This is a genomic window from Comamonas terrae (assembly GCF_001544075.1).
Taxonomy (GTDB): Bacteria; Pseudomonadota; Gammaproteobacteria; order Burkholderiales; family Burkholderiaceae_C; genus Comamonas; species Comamonas terrae.
This window is the reverse complement of the sequence record NZ_BCNT01000011.1, coordinates 84,842-105,034: the sequence shown is the minus strand read 5'-3', so window position 1 is coordinate 105,034 and position 20,193 is coordinate 84,842. Positions and strand designations below refer to the sequence as shown.

The following is a 20,193-nucleotide window of genomic DNA, read 5'->3' as shown; positions in this document are numbered from 1 at the left end:
TTCCAGAGGCCTGCCGCCCATGAGCCAACCGTCCGAGAAAAAATCGTCGCCAGCCGCCGCTGCGCATTCCGCTGCCGCGCCTGCCCTATGGCAGCAGCTGGAGGCCGCGGCCCAGGCCTTGCACGGCATCCTGGGCGGACAGTCCAGCAAGGCGGTGCTGGCCCAGGTGCCGCAGCGCCTGCGCCCCGGCGTGCAGGCCCTGCTGTTCCAGGTGCTGCGCCAGCTGGGGCGCGCGCAGGCGCTGCAAAAGCAGCTGGCGCCGCGTGCGCCTGCGCCCAGGGTCAGTGCCTTGCTGTGCACGGCGCTGGCGCTGGCCTGGGACGAGGCGCAGGCGCCTTATCCGCCTTTCACCTTGGTCAACCAGGCCGTGGAGGCCGCCAAGCGCGGCGCGGCACGAGCCCAGTCCGGCTTCATCAATGCCTGCCTGCGCCGCTTTCTGCGCGAGCGCGATGCATTGGTGGCCGCCACCGAAGCCGACCCCGTGGCCGTCTGGAACCATCCGGCCTGGTGGATTGAGCGCCTGAAGAAGGACCATCCGCAGGACTGGCAGCGCATTCTCGCGGCCAACAATGCCCAGCCGCCCATGACCTTGCGCGTGAATCGGCAAAAAGCGACGCAAACCCAATATCAATCGGCGCTGGCTGCTATCGAATTGAATTCCCTGACGGTGGCCGACATGGGGTTGCAGCTGGAGCGGGCCGTGGCGGTACAGGCCTTGCCGCATTTCGGGCAGGGCTGGGCCTCGGTGCAGGATGCCGCAGCGCAGGCCGCGGCGCCGCTGCTGCTGGACGGGTTGGCGCCGGCCACGCAGCCCTTGCGCGTGCTGGACGCCTGCGCGGCGCCGGGCGGCAAGACGGCCCATCTGCTCGAATACGCGCAGCCGGGTGCGCTGCAGGTCACGGCGCTGGAGATCGATGCCGAGCGCGCGGAGCGCATCAAGGACACGCTGGGCCGCCTGGGCCTGCAGGCCCAGGTGCTGGTGGCCGATGCGTCCCGGCCCGAGGACTGGTTCGCGCAGCAATGCGGCGGGCAGCCGTTCGACGCCATCTTGCTCGATGCGCCCTGCACGGCTTCGGGCATTGTGCGGCGCCAGCCCGATGTGCGCTGGCTGCGCCGCGAAAGCGATGTGGCCCAGCTGGCCGGGATCCAGTCGCGCCTGCTCGACACGCTGTGGCCGCTGCTCAAGCCCGGCGGCCGCATGGTGTACTGCACCTGCTCGGTCTTCAAGGCCGAGGGCGATGCCCAGGTGCAAGCGTTTCTTGCACGCAACACTACGGCCCGAAGCTTGCCCGCACCGGGCCATTTAATTCCCGGCAAAGCCGATAAACCGGGTTGCGTGGCCGACAATGCTCTGGGTGACCACGACGGCTTTTTTTACGCTCTGCTGGAAAAAACGCGCTAACGCCCTGGCGTCGGGCCTGTGGCGTGTGGTTCTGCTGTGGGGCCTGGTGTCGGGCTTGTGCGGCATGGTCCCCATGCCGGCCCATGCCGATATCGCGCCGCCCGATATCAGCAGCATGCAGGTGGAGCGCACGGACGAGGGCGTCTTTCTCTCGGCCAACCTGCAGTTCGAGCTGCCTGCGCAGGTCGACGACGCCCTGCGCCAGGGCATTCCCATGTATTTCGTGGCCGAGGCCCAGGTGCAGCGCGAGCGCTGGTACTGGTCCGACCAGCATCTGGGCACGGCCAGCCGTTATTACCGCCTGAGCCACCAGCCCTTGACGCGGCGCTGGCGCCTGCATATTTCCAACACCTCCTTCACCAGTGCCGGGCTGGGCCTGGCCCTGGGCCAGACCTATGAGCACCTGGAGGACGCGATGGCCGCCATCCAGCGCATATCGCGCTGGAAGATCCTGGAGCCCGGCCAGCTGAGCTCGACCTCGGGTGTCTCGGTGCAACTGCGCTTTCGCATGGACCTGTCCGCGCTGCCCCGCCCCCTGCAGATCGGCGCGCTGGGGCGCTCGGGCTGGAACCTGCAGCTGTCGCGCACCCAGAATCTGGAGCCTGCGCCCTGATGCCCGAATTCAAGGACCTGGACGGCGAAGCCTCGATTCCCAGCGCGGAGCGCTGGTCGCGGTCCACGCGCTGGGCCGTGGGCACCGGCGTGGCGCTGATGGCCGTGGTCGGCGTACTGCTGCTGTTCATGCTCACGCTGGCCACCAACAACCGCCTGGCCTATGAACGCAACTACAACTGGCTGCTGGCGGCCAACATCCTGGTTTCGGGCATGCTGCTGTGCGTTCTGGTCTGGGGCGGGCTGCGCCTTGCGCTGCGCCTCAAGCGCGGGCGCTTCGGCAGCAAGCTGCTGCTCAAGCTGGCCGGTATCTTCACGCTGGTGGGCCTGGTGCCGGGGCTGCTGATCTATGTGGTGTCCTACCAGTTCGTCTCGCGCTCGATCGAGAGCTGGTTCGACGTCAAGGTGGAGGGCGCGCTGTCGGCCGGCGTGAGCCTGGCCAGCGCCACGCTGGACACCGTGGCCAACGACATGGCCAACAACACGCGCACGGCCGGGGCGCAGCTGTCCCAGGTTTCCGAAGCCGGCGCGGCGCTGATGCTGGAGCGCATACGCGATCAGCTCGGGGCCACCGATGCCGTGCTGTGGAGCGCTGCCGGGCGTGCCATTGCCAGCGTGGGCAAATCCCAGTTCGACCTCAAGCCCGAAAAGCCCGGTGCCCAGATGCTGCGCAACCTGCGCGAACAGGGCGAGCCGCGGGCTGTGGCCAGCATCGAAGGGCTGGACGACGACAGCAGCGATGCCCAGCCTGCCGATGCAGCCGCCAATGCACGTGTGCGCATACTCGCGCTGATACCGAATCCCACGGTGGGGCTGCTGGCAGAGCCGCGCTACCTGCAGGTCACGATTCCGCTGCCGACCACCCTGGTGACCAATGCGCTGGCAGTGCAGGCCGCCAACCGCGAATACCAGGAGCGGGCGCTGGCGCGCGGTGGCCTGCAGCGCATGTACATCGGCACGCTGACGCTGGCGCTGTTCCTAGCCGTCTTCGGCGCCGTGGTGCTGGCCGTGGTGCTGGGCAACCAGCTGGCCAAGCCCCTGCTGCTGCTGGCGCAGGGCATGCGCGATGTGGCGCGCGGCGACCTGCGGCCCAAGCCGGCCCTGCAGAGCAAGGACGAGATCGGCGGCCTCACGCGCTCCTTCGCCCTCATGACCCAGCAGCTGGCCGATGCGCGCGCCGATGCCAACCGCAACCTGCTGCAGCTCGACGCAGCCCGCGGCAATCTGCAGACCATCCTGGACAACCTGACCTCGGGCGTGATCGTGCTCGACAAGAACGGCCGCATCGTGCTCAGCAACCCGGGCGCGACGCGCATTCTGCGCGCGCCCATGGCGGTGTTCCGCGGCAAGAAGCTGGCCGATGTCTCGGGCCTGCAGGATTTCGGCCGCGTGGTGCAGGAGCAGTTCGAGCTGTTCCTCGGCGACCAGGCGGCCACCCAGGGGCGTGACCGCTGGCAGCAGGTATACGAGCTCGATGCCGGCGACGGCGGCGTGGTGCAAAACACCACCAGCCTCGTCATGCGCGGCGCGGAGCTGCCCGACGCCCAGCGGCTGCTGGTGTTCGACGATATTTCCGAGATCGTCTCGGCCCAGCGTGCCCAGGCCTGGGGCGAGGTGGCGCGGCGCGTGGCCCACGAGATCAAGAATCCGCTCACCCCCATCCAGCTGTCGGCCGAGCGCCTGGCCATGAAGCTGACCGACAAGCTGCAGCCCGCGGAACAGGCGCTGCTGGCCAAATCGGTCAAGACCATCGTCGACCAGGTCGGCGCCATGAAGCGCCTGGTCGAAGAGTTCCGCGAATATGCGCGCCTGCCGGCGGCCAATCTGCAGCCGCTGGACCTCAATGCCCTGATCACCGAAGTGCTGCAGCTGTATGGCGAGGAGAACGCGACCGTGGTCGTCAACGCCTCGCTGGACCCCGAGTGCCCGCAGATCCGCGGCGACAGCCAGCAGCTGCGCCAGGTCATCCACAATCTTTTGCAAAATGCCCAGGATGCCACGGCCCAGAAGGCCCAGGAAACAGGGCAGACTCCGGGGCCGGTATTCATCGAAACCCGCTGGAATGCCGCAGCGCAGCGCGTGCGCATGAACATCTGCGACAGCGGCACGGGCTTTGCCCCCAATATCCTGCAACGGGCGTTCGAGCCCTATGTCACCACCAAGGCCCGAGGCACGGGATTGGGGCTGGCCGTGGTGAAAAAGATTGCCGACGAGCACCATGCTCGGGTTGATCTGGGCAATCGAGAGGAAGACGGGGTGGTTCAAGGCGCGCAAGTGTCGCTATCATTTGCGCCTAATGACCGTGCATAACGGCCTGGCAACGTTTTGCACTCAGTACAGCAATAGGCTTTTAGACACATGGCAAACATACTGGTGGTCGACGACGAACTGGGGATCAGGGATCTGTTGTCGGAAATCCTCAACGACGAAGGTCATAGTGTGGACCTGGCCGAGAACGCCAACCAGGCACGTATTGCCCGTGGCTCCAGCAACTACGACCTGGTGCTGCTGGACATCTGGATGCCCGACACCGACGGCGTGACCTTGCTCAAGGAATGGGCCTCGGCCGGGCAGCTGACCATGCCCGTCATCATGATGAGCGGCCATGCCACCATCGAGACCGCGGTGGAGGCCACGCGCATCGGCGCGCTGTCCTTTCTCGAAAAGCCCATCACCATGCAGAAGCTGCTCAAGGCCGTGGAACAGGGCCTGAGCCGCAACGCCTCCAGCTCCTCGTCCGAGTCGCCGGCTGCCGCTGCGGAAGGTGGCTCCGCCCCCGCGCCTGCCGCAAGCATCACCGCGCAGTCGGCCGAAGACAGCCTGCCGCATTCGCACCAGGGCTTCGACCTGGACCGTCCGCTGCGCGAGGCGCGCGACGGCTTCGAGAAAGCCTATTTCGAATTCCACCTGGCCCGCGAAGGCGGTTCCATGACCCGCGTGGCCGAGAAGACCGGCCTGGAGCGCACCCACCTGTACCGCAAGCTGCGCCAGCTGGGCGTGGACCTCGGACGCAATCGCCGCGGCTGATTTCGCAAAAAATTTGCGAATTTCCATTTGAGGTCGAAAAGTATGCCTATAATCACGGCTTCAGCGCAACAACGCTAGGCCCGGTAGCTCAGTCGGTAGAGCAGAGGATTGAAAATCCTTGTGTCGGCGGTTCGATTCCGTCCCAGGCCACCAGATTCAAAACCCCAGCACTGCAAGGTGCCGGGGTTTTTTGTTTTGCCTACCGGCTCATGCGGCTGCTGGTGGGGGCATTGCCACTGCCACGGGCCTCGGCTCATGCCCCTTGTGTTTCATGGGATGCTCGCCAGATACATTCTGGGCGGAAGCAGGCGCAGGAAGGAGTCGCGATGGGCACCGATGAACTATGTACCGAGGAAGAAGTGGTCCGCCTGGTGCATGCGTTCTATGCGCGTGTGCGCCAGGACGAGATCCTGGGGCCCATCTGCGATGCGCACATCGACGACTGGGACCGCCATCTGGCCAGGCTGGTGGATTTCTGGTCGGCCATCTTGCGGCGCACGGCGCGCTTTTCGGGTGCGCCCATGCCCAGGCATGCGGCACTGCCGGGGCTGAGCATGGAATTGTTCGAGCGCTGGCTGGGCCTGTTCGAGGCCACGCTGGCCGATCAGCCCAACCGCGCCCTGGCCGAGCAGGCGGGGCGGGCTGCCCGCCGCATTGCGCAAAGCCTGTGGTCGGGCTACCAGATGAGCCGAGACCCGAAGGCGCTGCCGCCGCTGGTGGGGCGTGCCTGAGCTGCCGCAGACACGAGCACGGACACGGGTCATGGCCAGCGGATCACGCTGCACCTGCGCGTGTTCCTCCATGTGCCGGCCGGCGCCCAAGGCCATGTTCTGCTGCATGCTGCAGAGTTCATAGCTGCCTGCGCTTGAAGGATGGTGGTTTTGATGGTTTTCCTTTTTGAATCCATTGTCTGGAAGGCGCTGAAAGCTACCAATATGGAAGCGACAGGGTTTGCGCAGCCGCGCGCCCTAGTCGCGTTAAGCTCGCCGCTGGCGTGGCATGCAATACAGGAGGGCGCGGGTGGCAGCGCATTGGCAACCGGGGCTGATCGCCCTGCACGGAAACCGCACGGAAGTGCTGGCCGATACGGTGCTGGCCTGGCTGGCCGCGCACCCGCTGGATGCGCTGGAGCCCGAGACCGTGCTCGTGCAGAGCAACGGCATGGCCGAGTGGTTCAAGATGCGCATGGCCGAGCGCCAGGGCGTGTGCGCGGCCGCGCGCGTGGAACTGCCGGCGCGCTTCGTCTGGCGCAGCTACCGCCACATCCTCGGCAAGAGCGAGGTGCCTCGCGCATCGCCGCTGGACAAGACGCCCATGATCTGGCGCCTCATGCGCCTGCTGCCGCAGTGCCTGGCCGAGCCCGCGCTGGCGCAGCGGTTCGCGCCGATCGCCAGCTTTCTGCGCCCCGGCGAGCCCCAGCGTCTGCTGCAGCTGGCCGAGCGCCTGGCCGACCTGTTCGACCAGTACCAGATCTACCGCGCCGACTGGCTGGGGGCCTGGGCGCGCGGCGAGGATGTGCTGCGCACGCCAGGCCGGCCCGATGTGCCCGTGCCCGAAGGGCAGCTGTGGCAGCCCGCGCTGTGGCGCCGGGTGCTGGCCGAGCTCGATGAACAGGAGCGCGCGGCCACGCGCCCGGCGCTGCTGGAGCGCGTGCTGGCGGCGCTGCAGTCGGGCCAGCCGCCCGTGAGCCCTCTGGCGCGCCGCGTGGTGGTGTTCGGCATGAGCCAGATGCCGCTGTCGCTGATGCAGTTTCTGAGCGGCATTGCACGCCACAGCCAGGTGCTGATCGCCGTGCCCAACCCCTGCCGCTTCCACTGGGCCGATGCCATCGACGGACGCGAGCTGCTGCGCCAGCAGCGCCGCCGCCATCCGCTCAAGGGCGGGCGGGACCTGGCGCAGGTTCCGCTCGAAGCCATGCATGCCCATGCCCATCCGCTGCTGGCGGCCTGGGGCCGGCAAAGCCGCGACTATGTGCGCCAGCTCGATGCCTTCGACACCACGGACGAGACGGCGGCCCAGTGGCGCTGGCCGCGTGTCGATGTGTACGAGGAAGCCGATGCCGGGGAGCTGGCCGAGGCACCGCTGCTGGCGCAGGTCCAGCAGCGCATCCGCGACCTGGTGCCGCTGGCCGAGCATCCGCGGCTGCAGGTGCCGGCCCGCGACCGCTCCATCGTCTTCCACAAGGCGCACAGCCTGGTGCGCGAGCTCGAAGTGCTGCACGACCAGCTGCTGCAGCTGCTGGCCCAGCCCGTGGCGCCCGGCGAAGCGGCACTGGCGCCGCGCGACATCGTGGTCATGCTGCCGGCCATCGAGGAGGCCGCGCCATCGATACGCGCCGTGTTCGGCCAGTACGGCCGCCATGATGCGCGCCACATCCCGTTCGACATTGCCGACCTGGGCGCGCGCACCAGCAGTCCGCTGGTGGCCGCGCTGCAATGGCTGCTCAAGCTGCCGCAGCAGCGCTGCCGGCTCAGCGAGCTGTGCGACCTGCTCGACGTGCCGGCCGTGGCCGCGCGCGTGGGGCTGGCGGCCGAGGACCTGCCCCAGCTCACGCGCTGGATGGCGGGCGCCGGCATACGCTGGGGCCTGAGCGGCGCGCAGCGCGCCCAGCTGGGACTGGCGGCCTGCGGCGACCCCAACAGCGCCTGGTTCGGCCTGCAGCGCATGCTGCTCGGCTATGCCAGCGGACCCCTGTCCGACCTGCATGCCGATGCGCGCGCGTTTGCCGACATCGAACCCTACGACGAAGTGGGCGGCCTGGGCGCCGAGCTGGCCGGCAGCCTGGCCAGCCTGCTGCAGTGCATGCTGCAGTGGTGGCAGACCGCCAACGGCCCGGCCACGCCCGATGTGTGGGCCCAGCGCTTTCGCGGACTGCTCGATGATTTCTTCGCCAGCCAGGGCGACGAGGACCAGGCGCTGCTGTCGGCGCTCGACGCGGCGCTGGACCTGTGGCAAAGCGCTTGCGAACAGGCCGGTTTCGCCGCCAACCTGCCGCTGGAGGTGGCGCAGGAGGCCTGGCTGCAGGCGCTCAGCGAGCCGGCGCTGAACCAGCGCTTTCGCGCGGGCGGCGTGACCTTCTGCACGCTCATGCCCATGCGCGCGATTCCGTTCGAGGTGGTGTGCCTGCTGGGCATGAACGACGGCGACTATCCGCGCCGCGCCAGCCGCTCCGACTTCGACCTGATGGCTTGGCCCGGCCAGCAGCGCCCGGGCGACCGCGCGCGCCGCGACGACGACCGCCAGCTCATGCTCGATGCCCTGCTGTCGGCCCGGCGCCAGCTCTACATCAGCTGGGCGGGCCGCCATGTGCGCGACAACAGCGAGCAGCCGCCCTCGGTGCTGGTTTCGCAGCTGCGCGACTATCTGGCGGCAGGCTGGATGGGCGAGGATGGCGCAGACCTGCTGGCCCAGCGCACGCAGCAGCATCCGCTGCAGCCCTTCAGCCGGCGCTATTTCGAGCCGCAGTCCGGGCTGCAAACCTATGCGCGCGAATGGCGTGCGGCCCATGAGGAGGAGGCGGCCGGCCTGCCGGCCGTGCCTGCCGCCGCGCCCTTCGAACCCGATCCCGCCGCGCCGCTGACGCTGGCGCGGCTCACCGACTTCTGGCGCCATCCGGCGCGCGCCTATCTGCGCAACCGGCTGCTGGTGCGCCTCGAGCAGGACCGCGAGATCCTGGCCGACGACGAGCTGTTCCAGGTCGACGGCCTGGTGGCCTACGGCCTGGTGCAGCAGCTGCAGCAGGATGTGGCCGCGCGGCTGGCGCAGTCCGCCACGGCCGGTGTGGCGCAGCAGGTGGACCAGCAGGTGCGCCGCCTGGCGCGCGCGGGCATGCTGCCGCTGGCCGGACTGGGCCGGCGCGAGGCGCAGGGCCTGCAGCGCCAGGTGGCGCCTTCGCTGCTGGCCTGGCAGCAGCTGATGCAGGACTGGCCGCAGAGCGCGCCGCGCGAGCGCCTGCTGTTGACAAGCGGCGCGTTGCTGCTGGACGACTGGATCGACGGGCTGCGCGAGCGCTTCGATGCCGTGACGGTTGGCGAGAGTGACGAAGGCGAGGGAGCCGGCCGCTACACGCGCAGCTGGTTCGCCATGGACCCGCGCACGCTGCTGGACCGCGAAGGGCAGCTGCGGGCCGACAAGCTGCTGTCCGCCTATGTGCGCAGCCTGGCGCTGTCGGCCACGGGTGCCCGGGCCCTGGGCTGCGTGGTGGCGCGCGACATCCAGCTCTGGATCCTGCCCATGGCGCAGGCCGAGGCGAGGGAGCGCCTGCAGGTGCTGATGCAGGGCTGGCTGGCGGGGCAGGATGCGCCGCTGCCCGTGCCGCTGTGCACCGCGGTGGCCGCGGCCGAAGGCGACCTGCGCGCGGCGGTGACGGCCTATGAAGGCGGGCATCTGCGCTCCGGCGAATGCGAGGATGCCAGCTGGGCGCGCTGCTATCCGGACTGGAATGCCCTGGTGGCCGGCGGCCATTTCGAGCGCTGGGCACAGTCCGTGTACGGGCCCTTGCTGGACTGGAAGAACCATTACCTGCGGCCTGAGTCCCTGCCGGCCCTGCAAGAGGTGAACGAATGACGGCAGCGCTGCCAGGAACTTCCGCTGCCAGCCATGTGCTGGACGCGCTGCATTTCCCGCTGTGGGGCTCGCGCCTGATCGAGGCCAGCGCCGGCACGGGCAAGACCTGGACGATCGCGGCCCTGTACCTGCGCCTGGTGCTCGGCCATGGCGGCGAAGAAGGCTTCGCGCGGCCCCTGATGCCGCCCGACATCCTGGTCATGACCTTCACGCGCGCCGCCACGCGCGAGCTGTCGGACCGCATCCGCGCGCGGCTTATCGAGGCCAGGCAGTGCTTTCGCGGCGAGGCCGAGCCCGCGGCGCACGACGGCTTTCTGCGCGCGCTGCGCGATGCCTATCCCGAAGGCGCGGCGCGCGAGCAGGCCGCATGGCGGCTGGACATGGCGGCGCAGTGCATGGACGACGCGGCCATCCACACCATCGACGCCTGGTGCCAGCGCATGCTGCGCGAGCATGCGTTCGACAGCGGCAACCTGTTCGACGAAACCCTGGAGCCCGACGAAAGCCAGCGCCAGATCGAGGCCGCGCAGGATTACTGGCGCCAGCAGTGCTACCCGCTGTCGGGCGAGGTGCTGGAGCAGGTGCTGGGCATCTGGCCCCATGTGGGCGCGCTGGTGGCCGACATGCAGTCGCTGCTGCGCGAAAGCGTGCCGGCCGCGGCCGGGGAAGGCACGCTGGGTGAATGCGTGCAGCAGGCGCTGCAGCAGCAGGCCGGCATGCTGCAAGGCCTGGCCCGGGGCTGGCTGGACAAGGCGCAGCGCCTGGAAGACTGGCTGGACGGGCAACTGGCCCACAACAAGTCCGCGTGGAACGGCGCCAAGCTCAAGCCGGCCCATTACAAGAGCTGGCTGGCGGCCCTGCGCGGATGGGCGGCCGCTCCGCACCCCGACCTGGCGGCCATGCTCAAGACCGGCGCCACCCGCTTGACGCCCGCGGGGCTGGACGATGCGCGCAAGGGCGATGTTCCGGTGGCGCTGCCGCCCGAATCGCAGGCGCTGGAGGGCGTGCTGCAGCAGCTGGCGCAGCTGCCCAGCTTTGCGAGCCGGCTGCGTTTGCATGCGGCGGCCCGGGTGCAGCAGCGCCTGCAGTGGCTCAAGCGCCAGGCCGGCACCTTCGGCTTTGCCGACATGCTGCAGCGCCTGGATGCCGCGCTGGCCGGCGAGAACAGCGAGGCGCTGCGCGCCAGCATCCTGGCCCAGTACCCGGTGGCGCTGATCGACGAGTTCCAGGACACCTCGCCGCTGCAGTACCGCCTGTTCGACCGGATCTACCGCACGGCCGACAACGCCGCGGACAGCGCCCTGCTGCTGATCGGCGACCCTAAGCAGTCCATCTACGGTTTCCGCGGCGCCGACATCTACAGTTATCTGCAGGCGCGCGCGGCCACCGAGGGGCGCCACTATGTGCTGGGCACCAATTACCGCTCCACCGGAGCGCTGGTGAGCGCCGTCAACCACTGGTTCGACACGGCCGAAAAGCGGCCGGGCGAGGGGGCCTTCATGTTCCGCCAGGGCTCGGGCAACCCGCTGCCGTTCGAGCCCGTGGCCGCCCAGGGCCGCAGCGAGGTGCTGATGGACGGCGGCGCGGCCATGCCGGCGCTGACCATTGCCTGGGATGGGAGCTGGGGTGCAGAGGGCGGCGACGAGCCGCTGAGCAGCGAGGTGATCCGCAGCCGCTGTGCCGAGCACTGCGCAAGCCAGATCGTGCAATGGCTGATGGATGAAGGCACCGGCTTTGCCAGCGCGGACGGGCCGCTGCAGCGCCTGCGCCCGGCTGACATTGCCGTGCTGGTGCGCACGGGCAGGGAGGCCGCGGCCGTGCGCCAGGCACTGGCCCGGCGCGCCGTGGCTTCGGTGTATCTGTCCGACCAGGATTCGGTGTTTGCCAGCGCCGAGGCGCAGGACCTGCTGTACTGGCTGCGCGCCGTGGCAGCGCCGCTGGATGCGCTGGCCGTGCGCGCCGGGCTGGCGACGCGGCTCATGGGCCTGTCGTTCGACGAGCTGGCCTGGCTGGCCAGCGACGAGGAGGCGTTCGACGCCCGCAGCGAGCAGCTGCGCGAGCTGCACGGCATCTGGCTGCGCCAGGGCGTGCTGGCCATGCTGCGCCAGACGCTGTACCGCTTCAACCTGCCCACGCGCTGGCTGGCCGGGATCGGCGGCGAGCGCCGGCTGACCAACTATCTGCACCTGGCCGAGCTGCTGCAGACGGCCAGCGCCCAGGTCGAAGGCGAGCAGGCGCTGATCCGCTGGCTGGCCATGCAGATCGAGGCACCGGGAAGCGGCAGCGGCGGGGGCGAGGCGCAGATCGTGCGGCTGGAGTCCGATGCCGACCTGGTCAAGGTCGTGACCGTCCACAAGAGCAAGGGCCTGGAATATCCGGTGGTCTGCCTGCCGTTCGCGGGCAGCTTCCGCGCCCTGGAGCGGCGCACGACGGCCTATCTGTCGCTGCCGGCCCATGCGGGCGAAGGCCTGGCGGAGGGGCGCGAACTGCTGCTGGACTATGATAACGCGCAGCTGGAGCAGGCCGACCGCGAGCGCCTGCGCGAGGACCTGCGCCTGTTCTATGTGGCCCTCACCCGCGCGCGCCATGCGCTGTGGATGGCACTGGCGCCCATGAAGCGCGGCAACAGCAAGGCCTGCGTGAACGAGCAGGGCGCGGCCGGCTATCTGCTGGCCGGGCCCGAGAGGCAGTCTGCCGCCCAGTGGCGTGCCAGCGTGGCGGCGCTGGCGGCGGGCTGTGCCCATATCCATGTGAAGGACCTGCCGGCCGAGCTGCCCGAATTGCGGCTGTGGACGGCCCCCGAGGCGCCGCCCGCCTTGGGGCCGGCACCCGGCTATGCGGCCGACTTCGACCGGCGCTGGGGCATAGGCAGCTTTTCCTCGCTGACGCGGGCCATGGCCGCGCCCAGCCTGCCGGTGCTGCCCGTGGCGGCGCTGTGGCCGGCCGGCGACGAAGTCCAGGCGGCCCTGCCGGCAAACCCGGAGCTGCCTGCCCTGCCGGACATGCTTTCCCTGCCGGCCGGTGCTGCCGGTCCGGTCTGGCACCGCTTCATGCGCGGGCCGGTGGTGGGCAATTTCCTGCACGACCAGCTGGAATGGCTGTCGGGCGAAGGCTTTGCCCTGCCGGAACAGGAGTCCGGCGAGCCCACGAGCCTGGAAGCGCGGCTGCTGCGCCGCTGCGAGCGCGCGGGCCGCAAGGAGCAGGCCGGCGACGTGCTGCGCTGGCTGCGCGCCGTGGTGCACCAGCCGCTGCCGCCGCTGGACGTGAGCCTGGCGCAGCTGGGCGAGCGCGCTGCGCTGCTGGCCGAGATGGAGTTCTGGCTGCCCGCGCAAAAGCTGTCGGCGCCCCGCATCGATGCGCTGTGCCGCCAGTACCTGCTGCCGGGGCAGGAGCGCCCGGTGCTGCCGCAGCGCGAGCTGCACGGCATGCTCATGGGCTTTGCCGACCTGGTGTTCTGCCATGCGGGCCGCTACTGGGTGCTCGATTACAAGACCAACCACCTGGGCTCGGACGGCGGCGCCTACACGGCCGAGGCGCTGGCCGCGGCCATGCTGCACCACCGTTACGACGTGCAGGCGGCGCTGTACCTGCTGGCGCTGCACCGGCTGCTGAAAAGCCGGCTGGGCGAGGCCTACGAGCCCGGGCAGCACCTGGGCGGGGCGCTGTATTTCTTTGTGCGCGGCCTGGATGGCGAGGCGCGGGGCATGCTGGAGCTGCCTTCTTCGCAGCAGATGCTGGCGCTGCTGGAGGCGCTTGATGCGCTGTTGAATGAGTCGGAGGCGTTGGCATGAGAACTGGTGGGTTGTGGTTTTTGTCCGATGCATGCTTTTCCTGTCGGCAGGAGCCGGGTTTCGTCCCGGCAGGCGAGTTCCTTTCTTGTTTCGCAACAAGAAAGGAACCAAAGAAATGCGCCCCACTGTCTGCGTCCCTTCGCTGCGCTACGGGCAAACCTGCGTCACCCGATTCAGTCTGCGGTGCGCCCCAACTCACTGCGCGTTGCGCGCTTCGTTCGAACAAACGGGCGCAAGTCAGATCACGAAGCAACGCTGTCCTGCGGCAGCGTTGCCCGCAGTCTGAACCGGGTGCCGCAGGCGCAGCCAAAAGGGGGGGGAGAGGGGGAGCCATACGGGCCATCGCCATGCTCGGCCTCTGTCCAAAAAACAAGCACGCCGCGCGCAAGCGAAGGAACGCAAAGCCATGAGAGGGCGCCGCAAGATCGATTTGCAGACGCTGGACCTGTTCGCCCAACCCCAGCTGTCCGCCCAGGACACGCTGGGGGCACTGGCGCGCCTGAGCGATGCGGGCCTGCTGCGCCGGCTGGACAGCGCCTTGGCGGCCTTCGTGCACGGCCAGGACCCGGGCGCCGAGCCCGCGCTGCTGGTGGCGGCTGCGGTGCTGGCGCAGATGGAAGGGCGCGGCCATAGCTGCCTGCCGCTGGCCGCGCTGGTGGCCCGGCCCAACGATGTGCTGGCCTGGCCCAGGGAGGCCCAGCCGCTGCTGGCCGCTCTCTGGGACCGGCTGCCGCCGCGACTGGAGGACTGGCTGGCCGCTCTGCAGCGCAGTCCCGTGGTGCGCACGGTGCAGGACGGGTCTGGAAAGGCTGTGTGCAACGGTGTTGATAACGCTGTGGATGACGGGTGCCCCTTGGTTTTGCGCACGGGCGCCGAGCCGCTGCTGTACCTGCGCCGCTATTGGGACTACGAGCGCGGCGTGGCGGCGCATATCGCCCGGCGCACGGAGGTCGATGCCGAGCCCGACACGGACCGGGTGCGCGGCTGGCTGGACAGGCTGTTCGGCCCATCCGGCGCCGATAAACCGGACTGGCAGAAACTGGCCTGCGCGCTGGCGCTGCGTGGGCGGCTGTCGGTGATCACGGGCGGGCCGGGCACGGGCAAGACCTATACGGCCGCGCGCCTGCTGGCCCTGCTGTTCGCCATGGCGCCCGATGCGCAGCAGTTGCGCGTGGCCCTGGCTGCGCCCACGGGCAAGGCGGCGGCGCGGCTCAAGCAGGCCATCGATGCCTCGCTCCTGGACCTCAAGGACAGCGTGCAGGGCGAACTCGACCTGGAGGCGCTGGTGCAGCGCATGGGCGCGGCGCGCACGCTGCATTCGCTGCTGGGCGCGCGGCCCGATACGCGCTACTTCCGCCACCATGCAGGCAACCCGCTGGACGTGGACGTGCTCATCGTGGACGAGGCCTCGATGATCCACCTGGAGATGATGGCCGCGCTGCTGCAGGCACTGCCGCCCACGGCGCGGCTGGTCCTGCTGGGCGACAAGGACCAGCTGGCCTCGGTGGAGGCCGGCGCCGTGCTCGGCGATCTGTGCCGCGACGCGCAGGCCGGCTGCTATCTGCCGGCCACCTGCGCCTATGCCGAAAGCGCCGCGGGCCAGCGCATTCCGGCCGAATTCATGGCTGCCGGCGCCGCGCTGCCGCTGGCCCAGCACACCGTCATGCTGCGCGAAAGCCGGCGCTTTGGCGGCCCCATAGGCCAGCTGGCGCTGGCGGTCAACCGCGGCGATGCGCCGGCCGCCCAGGCGCTGCTGGCCGAGCACACGCGCCTGGGTGTAGATGCCGTGCTGTGGGCCCGGCAGGGCGGTGCGGCGCAGCGCATTGCCGAGGACGCCGTGCACGGCCGCGGCCGCCAGGCCAGCTATGCGGCCTATGCCAGGCAGCTGGGGCTGTGGCGCAGCGACCGCCCGCAGACGCCGCAGGAGCACGAGGACTGGGTCTGCGGCGTGCTCAATGCCTTCGAGCGCTTTCGGCTGCTGTGCGCGGTGCGCGAGGGCGACTGGGGCGTGGCCGGGCTCAACCGCGCCGTGGAGGCCGTGCTGCAGGCGCAAGGCGCGATCCGCAAGGAAGGCGAGTGGTATGCGGGCCGGCCCGTGATGGTCACGCGCAACGATGCGCAGCTCAATGTGTTCAACGGCGACATCGGCATTGCCCTGCCCGGCTTTGCCGATCCGTCGCGGCTGCGCGTGTACTTCCTGCAGGGCGAGAAACTGCATGCCGTGAGCACCGCGCGCCTGGCCCAGGTGGAGACGGCCTTCGCCATGACCGTGCACAAGAGCCAGGGCTCGGAATTCGAGCACACGGCGCTGGTGCTCTCGGCCCAGGGCGGCAATGTGCTCAACCGCGAACTGGTCTATACCGGCATCACGCGCGCGCGCCAGGCCTTCACGCTGTGGGCCGAGGTGCCGGGGCTGCTGGCCTCGGCCATTGCCAGCCCCACGCAGCGTTCCAGCGGTTTGCTGCGATTTCTGGAGCATGGTGTGCGCTGCAGTGCCTGATTTCCGGGCCAAACAGCAGTGAAACGACGGAATTGCATGCGCTGGCAGCTATGGATTCCAGATAGACAAGCCGGCCCTGCGGCACTAGCCCTTGCCGTGCCGGCTCCAGAACAGGGCCCACAGCGAGACGGCCGCGGGCAGGCCCAGGCCCAGCCAGCAGGCGGGCTTGAGCCAGCCTTGGCCCAGCAGCCCTGCCAGCAGGCCGGCAGCGGTCAGCGCCGCCAGCAGCAGCGGCATGCGCCAGACAGGGTATGGCCTGGAGGCGCTCATGCGGCGGCCTTCCGGGCGGCTGCCATGGCGGCCGGCCGCATGGCGGGCTTGCGCAGCCACAGGTAGAGCCCGCTGCCCAGCACCGCGATGCACAGCACGTCGAGCACGGCCCATAGCAGCTTGAGCGGCATGCCTGCGTAGTCGCCGAAGTGCAGCGGCTGGGACAGGTACAGGGTCTTGAGATACCAGGGCGGTGCCACCGAGCCTTCGACCGCGCCGCTGCGCGCATTCACCAGCACGGGCTGGTAGAGCTTGGCCGTGAGCGCGCTGCTGCCGCGCATGTAGATGGTGTAGTGCATGGGCGTGCCGGCCAGCACGCCCGGAAAGGCCAGGTAGCTGAGCGTCATGCCGGGTTCGGTGGCCATGGCGGCGCGCACGGCGGCGTCCAGCGGGCTGCGCTCGGCGGCCGTGGGCGGCCGGCCTCCGGCATGCCGCGACAGCCAGGGCTTGAGGTGATGCTCCTGCCAGTAATTGAGCGCGGGCTGGGCCAGGGTGTTAACCACGCCCGTGGCGCCCACCACGAACAGCCAGGCCAGCGTGCAGATGCCCAGGGCGTTGTGCAGGTCCAGCCAGCGCAGGCGCGCGGAGCGGCCGCGCCGCACGGCACCGAAGGGCAGCTTGCCCATAAAGGGCGCGTAGAGCACCACGCCCGAGACCAGGGCCGCGAGCAGCAGCAGGCCCATGGCGCCCAGGAACAGCATGCCGGGCAGGCCGGCGAACAGGTCCACGTGCAGCCGTGTCATCCAGTACATGAAGCCCGAATAGAAATCGGGCGAAGGCAGGACTTGCGCCGTATAGGCGTCTATGGCCAGCACCTCGAATTTCTCGGTCTCTTCGAGGCGTGGAGCCAGGCTCACATACCAGAAGCTGTCGTCGTCCTCTTCGCGGCTGACATACATCGGAAACAGCCCCGGATGGCGTGCCTGGGCCGTGGCCAGCACGGCATCCAGGCTGGCGCGCTGCGCACCGGTCGGATGATGGCGCGCGGGCACGGCCGTGCTCGTGAGCTCCTGGATCTCATGGTGGAAGATCAGCGGCAGGCCGGTCAGGCACAGCAGCAGCATGAACGTGGTGCAGACCAGGCTGCTCCACTTGTGTATCCACGACCAGCGCCGAAGGGAAGTGTTTGTCATGGCCAGGGCGGTGCAGCGGTCAGGGCAGTTGCCGGGCCGCCGCGGCCGCGTCAGAAGCGCACGGTGGCGCTGAGGTTGATGCTGCGCGGATCGCCCGCCTTGATGTAGTTCGCGTACTGGTAGGCCCAGTATTTGCGGTTCGTGGCATTGCTCAGCATCACGCGCAGCGTGGTGGATTTGCCGGCAATCACGGTCTCGTAGTTGGCGCCCAGGTTCAGCAGACTGTAGCCGGCCACCTGCAGCTGGTTGGCCGCATCCAGCATGGTGTTTCCCGTGTGCTTGATGCCTGCCGTCAGCTGCAGGCCAGGCAGCTGAGGCACGTGGTAGCCCAGTTGGGCCGTGGCCACGTAGCGCGGCGCGCCGGCAATGCGGTTGCCGTCGATGGCCGCATTGCCGCGGCCGTATTCGCTGTCCAGCAGCATCAGGTTGCCGCCCAGGCTCCACTGCCGGGCCAGCTTCACGGCGCCCGCCAGCTCCAGGCCCTGGTAGGTGGACTGGCCGTCCTGGCGCATAGTTGTGCCGTCCGAATATTCGGACGGCTTCTCGATGCGGAACAGCGCCGCCGTGGCCGACCAGTTGGGCTGCACGGTCTTGATGCCCATTTCGTACTGGCGGGTCTTGAGCGGATTGAGCAGGGCGCGGTAGTTGCTCAGGCTTCGGTCGGCGACGATGGAGCCCGGCACCAGCGCTTCCATGTAGCTGGCATAGGCCATGCTCTGTGGGGCGAACCTGTACATCAGCGCCAGTGTGGGCGTGGCGGTGCCGGATTTCTCGTAGCGCGAGGTCTCGGCTCCCGTGGTGTCGTACTGGCGCTGCTGGTAGCTGTTGTAGCGGAGGCCGGCCAGCACCGACCACTGCTGCGAAAACTCCAGCGTGTCGCTGGCAAAGATGGCGCGCTGCGTGATGTCGGCCGCACGGTACAGGCCCAGGCCGTCCAGGCCCGTGGGGCTGTAGTAGGCGTAGCGGTTGGCCTGGTTCAGATTGCCCAGGCCCACTTCCTCATAGGTGCCTGCGGCGCTGTAGTCGTTGCGCTGCTGCTGCCAGGAAGCGCCGACCACGATCTGGTGCCGCACCGCGCCCGTTTGCAGCCTGCCCTGCAGCAGTGCCTCGAACTGGTTGGTCTGGTAGGCCTCGCCGTAGTCGGAGCGGAAATTGCGGTAGTTGCCCGCGGAGTCCAGCAGGCTGATCACGGATTCGTTGCGCTGCGTGCGTGTGCTGCTGTGGCTGTAGCTGCCGCTGAGCTGCCAGTCCTGCGCAAGCCGGTACTTGATTCCCGTGGAGACGTACTTGAATTCGTTGTCCGAGAAATTGCCCGGGCCGACCATGCGGCCGTCGTCGTTGGCGACAGGCTGCGGCAGATTGCGACCGGCCAGGCTGCTGGTGGTGATGGTGGGTTCCATGTCGCTGACGCGGCGCTTCTGGAACAGCGATTGCAGCTCCCAGCTCAGGTCGCTGGTCAGCTTGGCGTCGAGCGCCAGCGATACCGCGTTGCGGCGCTGGCGACTGGTGTTGGCCGCTTCGCCGCTTTCATGGCTGAGATTGAGGCGGTAGCCGAAGCGGCCGTCCTCGCCGGCGCGGCCGCCGATGTCGGCATTCGCGCGCCACAGGCTCTTGCCGGAAAAGCCCAGACCCACATTGCGCACGGGTTCGCCGGTGGGTTTCTTGGTGACGTAGTTGATCAGGCCGCCGGGGCTGCCGAAGCCGTAGAGAAAGCCGGTCGCGCCCTTGAGCAGGTCCACCTGCTCCATGTGCTCATAGGGCAGCAGCGTGGCATAGCTGATGAAGGGATGGCCGTCGATGCGGAAGGAGTTCTGCCAGTCCATGTCCAGGCCGCGCACGGACAGATAGCTGGCCCAGCCGCCCGAGGTAGAGCTGTTGTCGGACACCGAGGCATCGGCAAAGAACAGGTCGCCCAGCTTGCCCGGCGCAGTCTGCTCGATGATGTCGGCCGAGATATTGGCGCTGGAAAAAGGTGTCTCCAGCGCCGTGCGCTGGCCCAGGGCGCCGTTGTTGACCGGCCGGTCCAGCGCCAGGCCGGGCAGGTCGGCCATGCTCGATGCCTGGACCTGCACCTCGCCCAGCGTGGGAGCGTCGGTCCGTTCGGTCTGGGCCTGGACCGCACCGCAGGCCAGGCTGCACGCCAGCAGCAAAGGAGTATGGAGCGGCCTGGGCGCGGCGGTGCGAAGAGGGCATGCCGCGGAATGACGGGATTTCATATGAATAATTCTGAGAATGATTCTCAATTATATTAATTGCAGCATGAATCCAGGCAAGGCATCGATACGACGAAGTGATGCATCCGCGCTGTCGAAACGGATGATGGGCTGCTTCGAGCCGCAGCTGGCGGGCCGTGCTGTGGCAGGAAGCAGAAGTCCCAAGCTCCAGTGCTGCGGAGCATAGGCGAATGGCTGCGGACAGTTTGTCAGGGCTGGCGCAGGGCGGCTGTCAGTGCTCGTACACCGCTTCCCAACTGGTGAAACCCTTGACCTCGATCGGGTTGCCGCTGGGGTCGTGGAAGAACATGGTCCATTGCTCGCCGGGCTCTCCCTCGAAGCGTACCTGGGGTTCCAGCACGAAGCGGGTGCCGGCGGCCTTCAGGCGCTTGGCCAGCGCCAGCCAGTCGGGCTTGAGCAGGATCACGCCCAGGTGGGGCATGGGCACCATGTGGTTGCCCACCTTGCCGGTGTTGGCCACGGCGAAGGGCTGGCCCAGGTGCAGCGAGATCTGGTGGCCGAAGAAGTCGAAGTCGACCCAGGTCTCGGTGCTGCGGCCTTCGCGGCAGCCAAGCACGCCGCCGTAGAAACGGCGCGCCTCGTCGAGGTCGGTCACATGGTAGGCAAGATGGAACAGGCTTTGCATAGTGGCTCGACGATAACACCGCAGGCACGGCCT

Annotated in this window: 12 protein-coding genes and 1 tRNA gene; 9 read left to right on the top strand and 4 right to left on the bottom strand. The window is 68.8% G+C overall.

Features of this window, described 5'->3' with window-relative positions:
• Positions 1 to 19: 19 nt before the first annotated feature.
• From rsmB to recD, 9 genes are all read left to right on the top strand, one after another.
• Positions 20 to 1,402 carry a 16S rRNA (cytosine(967)-C(5))-methyltransferase RsmB gene (gene rsmB / locus Cte04_RS15670; protein ID WP_066480227.1) on the top strand — a complete coding sequence of 461 codons (1,383 nt, stop codon included), beginning with the start codon at positions 20 to 22 and terminating at the stop codon, positions 1,400 to 1,402.
• Between the two features lie 64 nt (positions 1,403 to 1,466).
• Positions 1,467 to 2,015, top strand: a complete 549-nt coding sequence (locus Cte04_RS15665; protein WP_245633406.1) for a DUF4390 domain-containing protein — start codon at positions 1,467 to 1,469, stop codon at positions 2,013 to 2,015.
• Positions 2,015 to 4,324: an ATP-binding protein gene (locus Cte04_RS15660; RefSeq protein ID WP_066480225.1), complete on the top strand. Its 2,310-nt coding sequence runs from the start codon at positions 2,015 to 2,017 to the stop codon at positions 4,322 to 4,324. Before Cte04_RS15665 ends, Cte04_RS15660 begins: the two co-directional genes overlap by 1 nt.
• A 48-nt stretch (positions 4,325 to 4,372) precedes the next feature.
• On the top strand, positions 4,373 to 5,041 hold the full coding sequence (locus Cte04_RS15655) for a response regulator (RefSeq protein WP_066480221.1): 669 nt from the start codon (positions 4,373 to 4,375) through the stop codon (positions 5,039 to 5,041).
• 77 nt (positions 5,042 to 5,118) lie between these two features.
• Positions 5,119 to 5,194: transfer RNA gene (locus Cte04_RS15650), tRNA-Phe, on the top strand.
• Between the two features lie 173 nt (positions 5,195 to 5,367).
• Positions 5,368 to 5,772 carry a group III truncated hemoglobin gene (locus tag Cte04_RS15645; protein ID WP_066480199.1) on the top strand — a complete coding sequence of 135 codons (405 nt, stop codon included), beginning with the start codon at positions 5,368 to 5,370 and terminating at the stop codon, positions 5,770 to 5,772.
• Positions 5,773 to 6,040: 268 nt separating this feature from the next.
• Positions 6,041 to 9,607 (top strand): exodeoxyribonuclease V subunit gamma, encoded by a 3,567-nt coding sequence (gene recC, locus Cte04_RS15640; protein WP_066480196.1) that lies wholly within the window; start codon positions 6,041 to 6,043, stop codon positions 9,605 to 9,607.
• Complete coding sequence (gene recB, locus Cte04_RS15635) at positions 9,604 to 13,398, top strand: exodeoxyribonuclease V subunit beta (RefSeq protein WP_066480188.1); 3,795 nt, start codon at positions 9,604 to 9,606, stop codon at positions 13,396 to 13,398. The genes recC and recB overlap by 4 nt, the downstream gene beginning before the upstream one ends.
• A 406-nt stretch (positions 13,399 to 13,804) precedes the next feature.
• Positions 13,805 to 15,898, top strand: a complete 2,094-nt coding sequence (gene recD, locus Cte04_RS15630) for an exodeoxyribonuclease V subunit alpha (protein ID WP_066480187.1) — start codon at positions 13,805 to 13,807, stop codon at positions 15,896 to 15,898.
• 84 nt (positions 15,899 to 15,982) lie between these two features.
• Here the strand turns inward: recD and Cte04_RS15625 are convergent, their stop codons facing one another.
• From Cte04_RS15625 to Cte04_RS15610, 4 genes are all read right to left on the bottom strand, one after another.
• Positions 15,983 to 16,168: a hypothetical protein gene (locus Cte04_RS15625; RefSeq protein ID WP_083526696.1), complete on the bottom strand. Its 186-nt coding sequence runs from the start codon at positions 16,166 to 16,168 to the stop codon at positions 15,983 to 15,985.
• Positions 16,165 to 17,301: a PepSY-associated TM helix domain-containing protein gene (locus Cte04_RS15620; RefSeq protein WP_066480186.1), complete on the bottom strand. Its 1,137-nt coding sequence runs from the start codon at positions 17,299 to 17,301 to the stop codon at positions 16,165 to 16,167. The genes Cte04_RS15625 and Cte04_RS15620 overlap by 4 nt, the downstream gene beginning before the upstream one ends.
• Before the next feature lie 50 nt (positions 17,302 to 17,351).
• On the bottom strand, positions 17,352 to 19,517 hold the full coding sequence (locus Cte04_RS15615) for a TonB-dependent siderophore receptor (protein ID WP_066480184.1): 2,166 nt from the start codon (positions 19,515 to 19,517) through the stop codon (positions 17,352 to 17,354).
• A gap of 229 nt (positions 19,518 to 19,746) precedes the next feature.
• Positions 19,747 to 20,160, bottom strand: a complete 414-nt coding sequence (locus Cte04_RS15610; protein ID WP_066480182.1) for a VOC family protein — start codon at positions 20,158 to 20,160, stop codon at positions 19,747 to 19,749.
• Between the last annotated feature and the right edge of the window lie 33 nt (positions 20,161 to 20,193).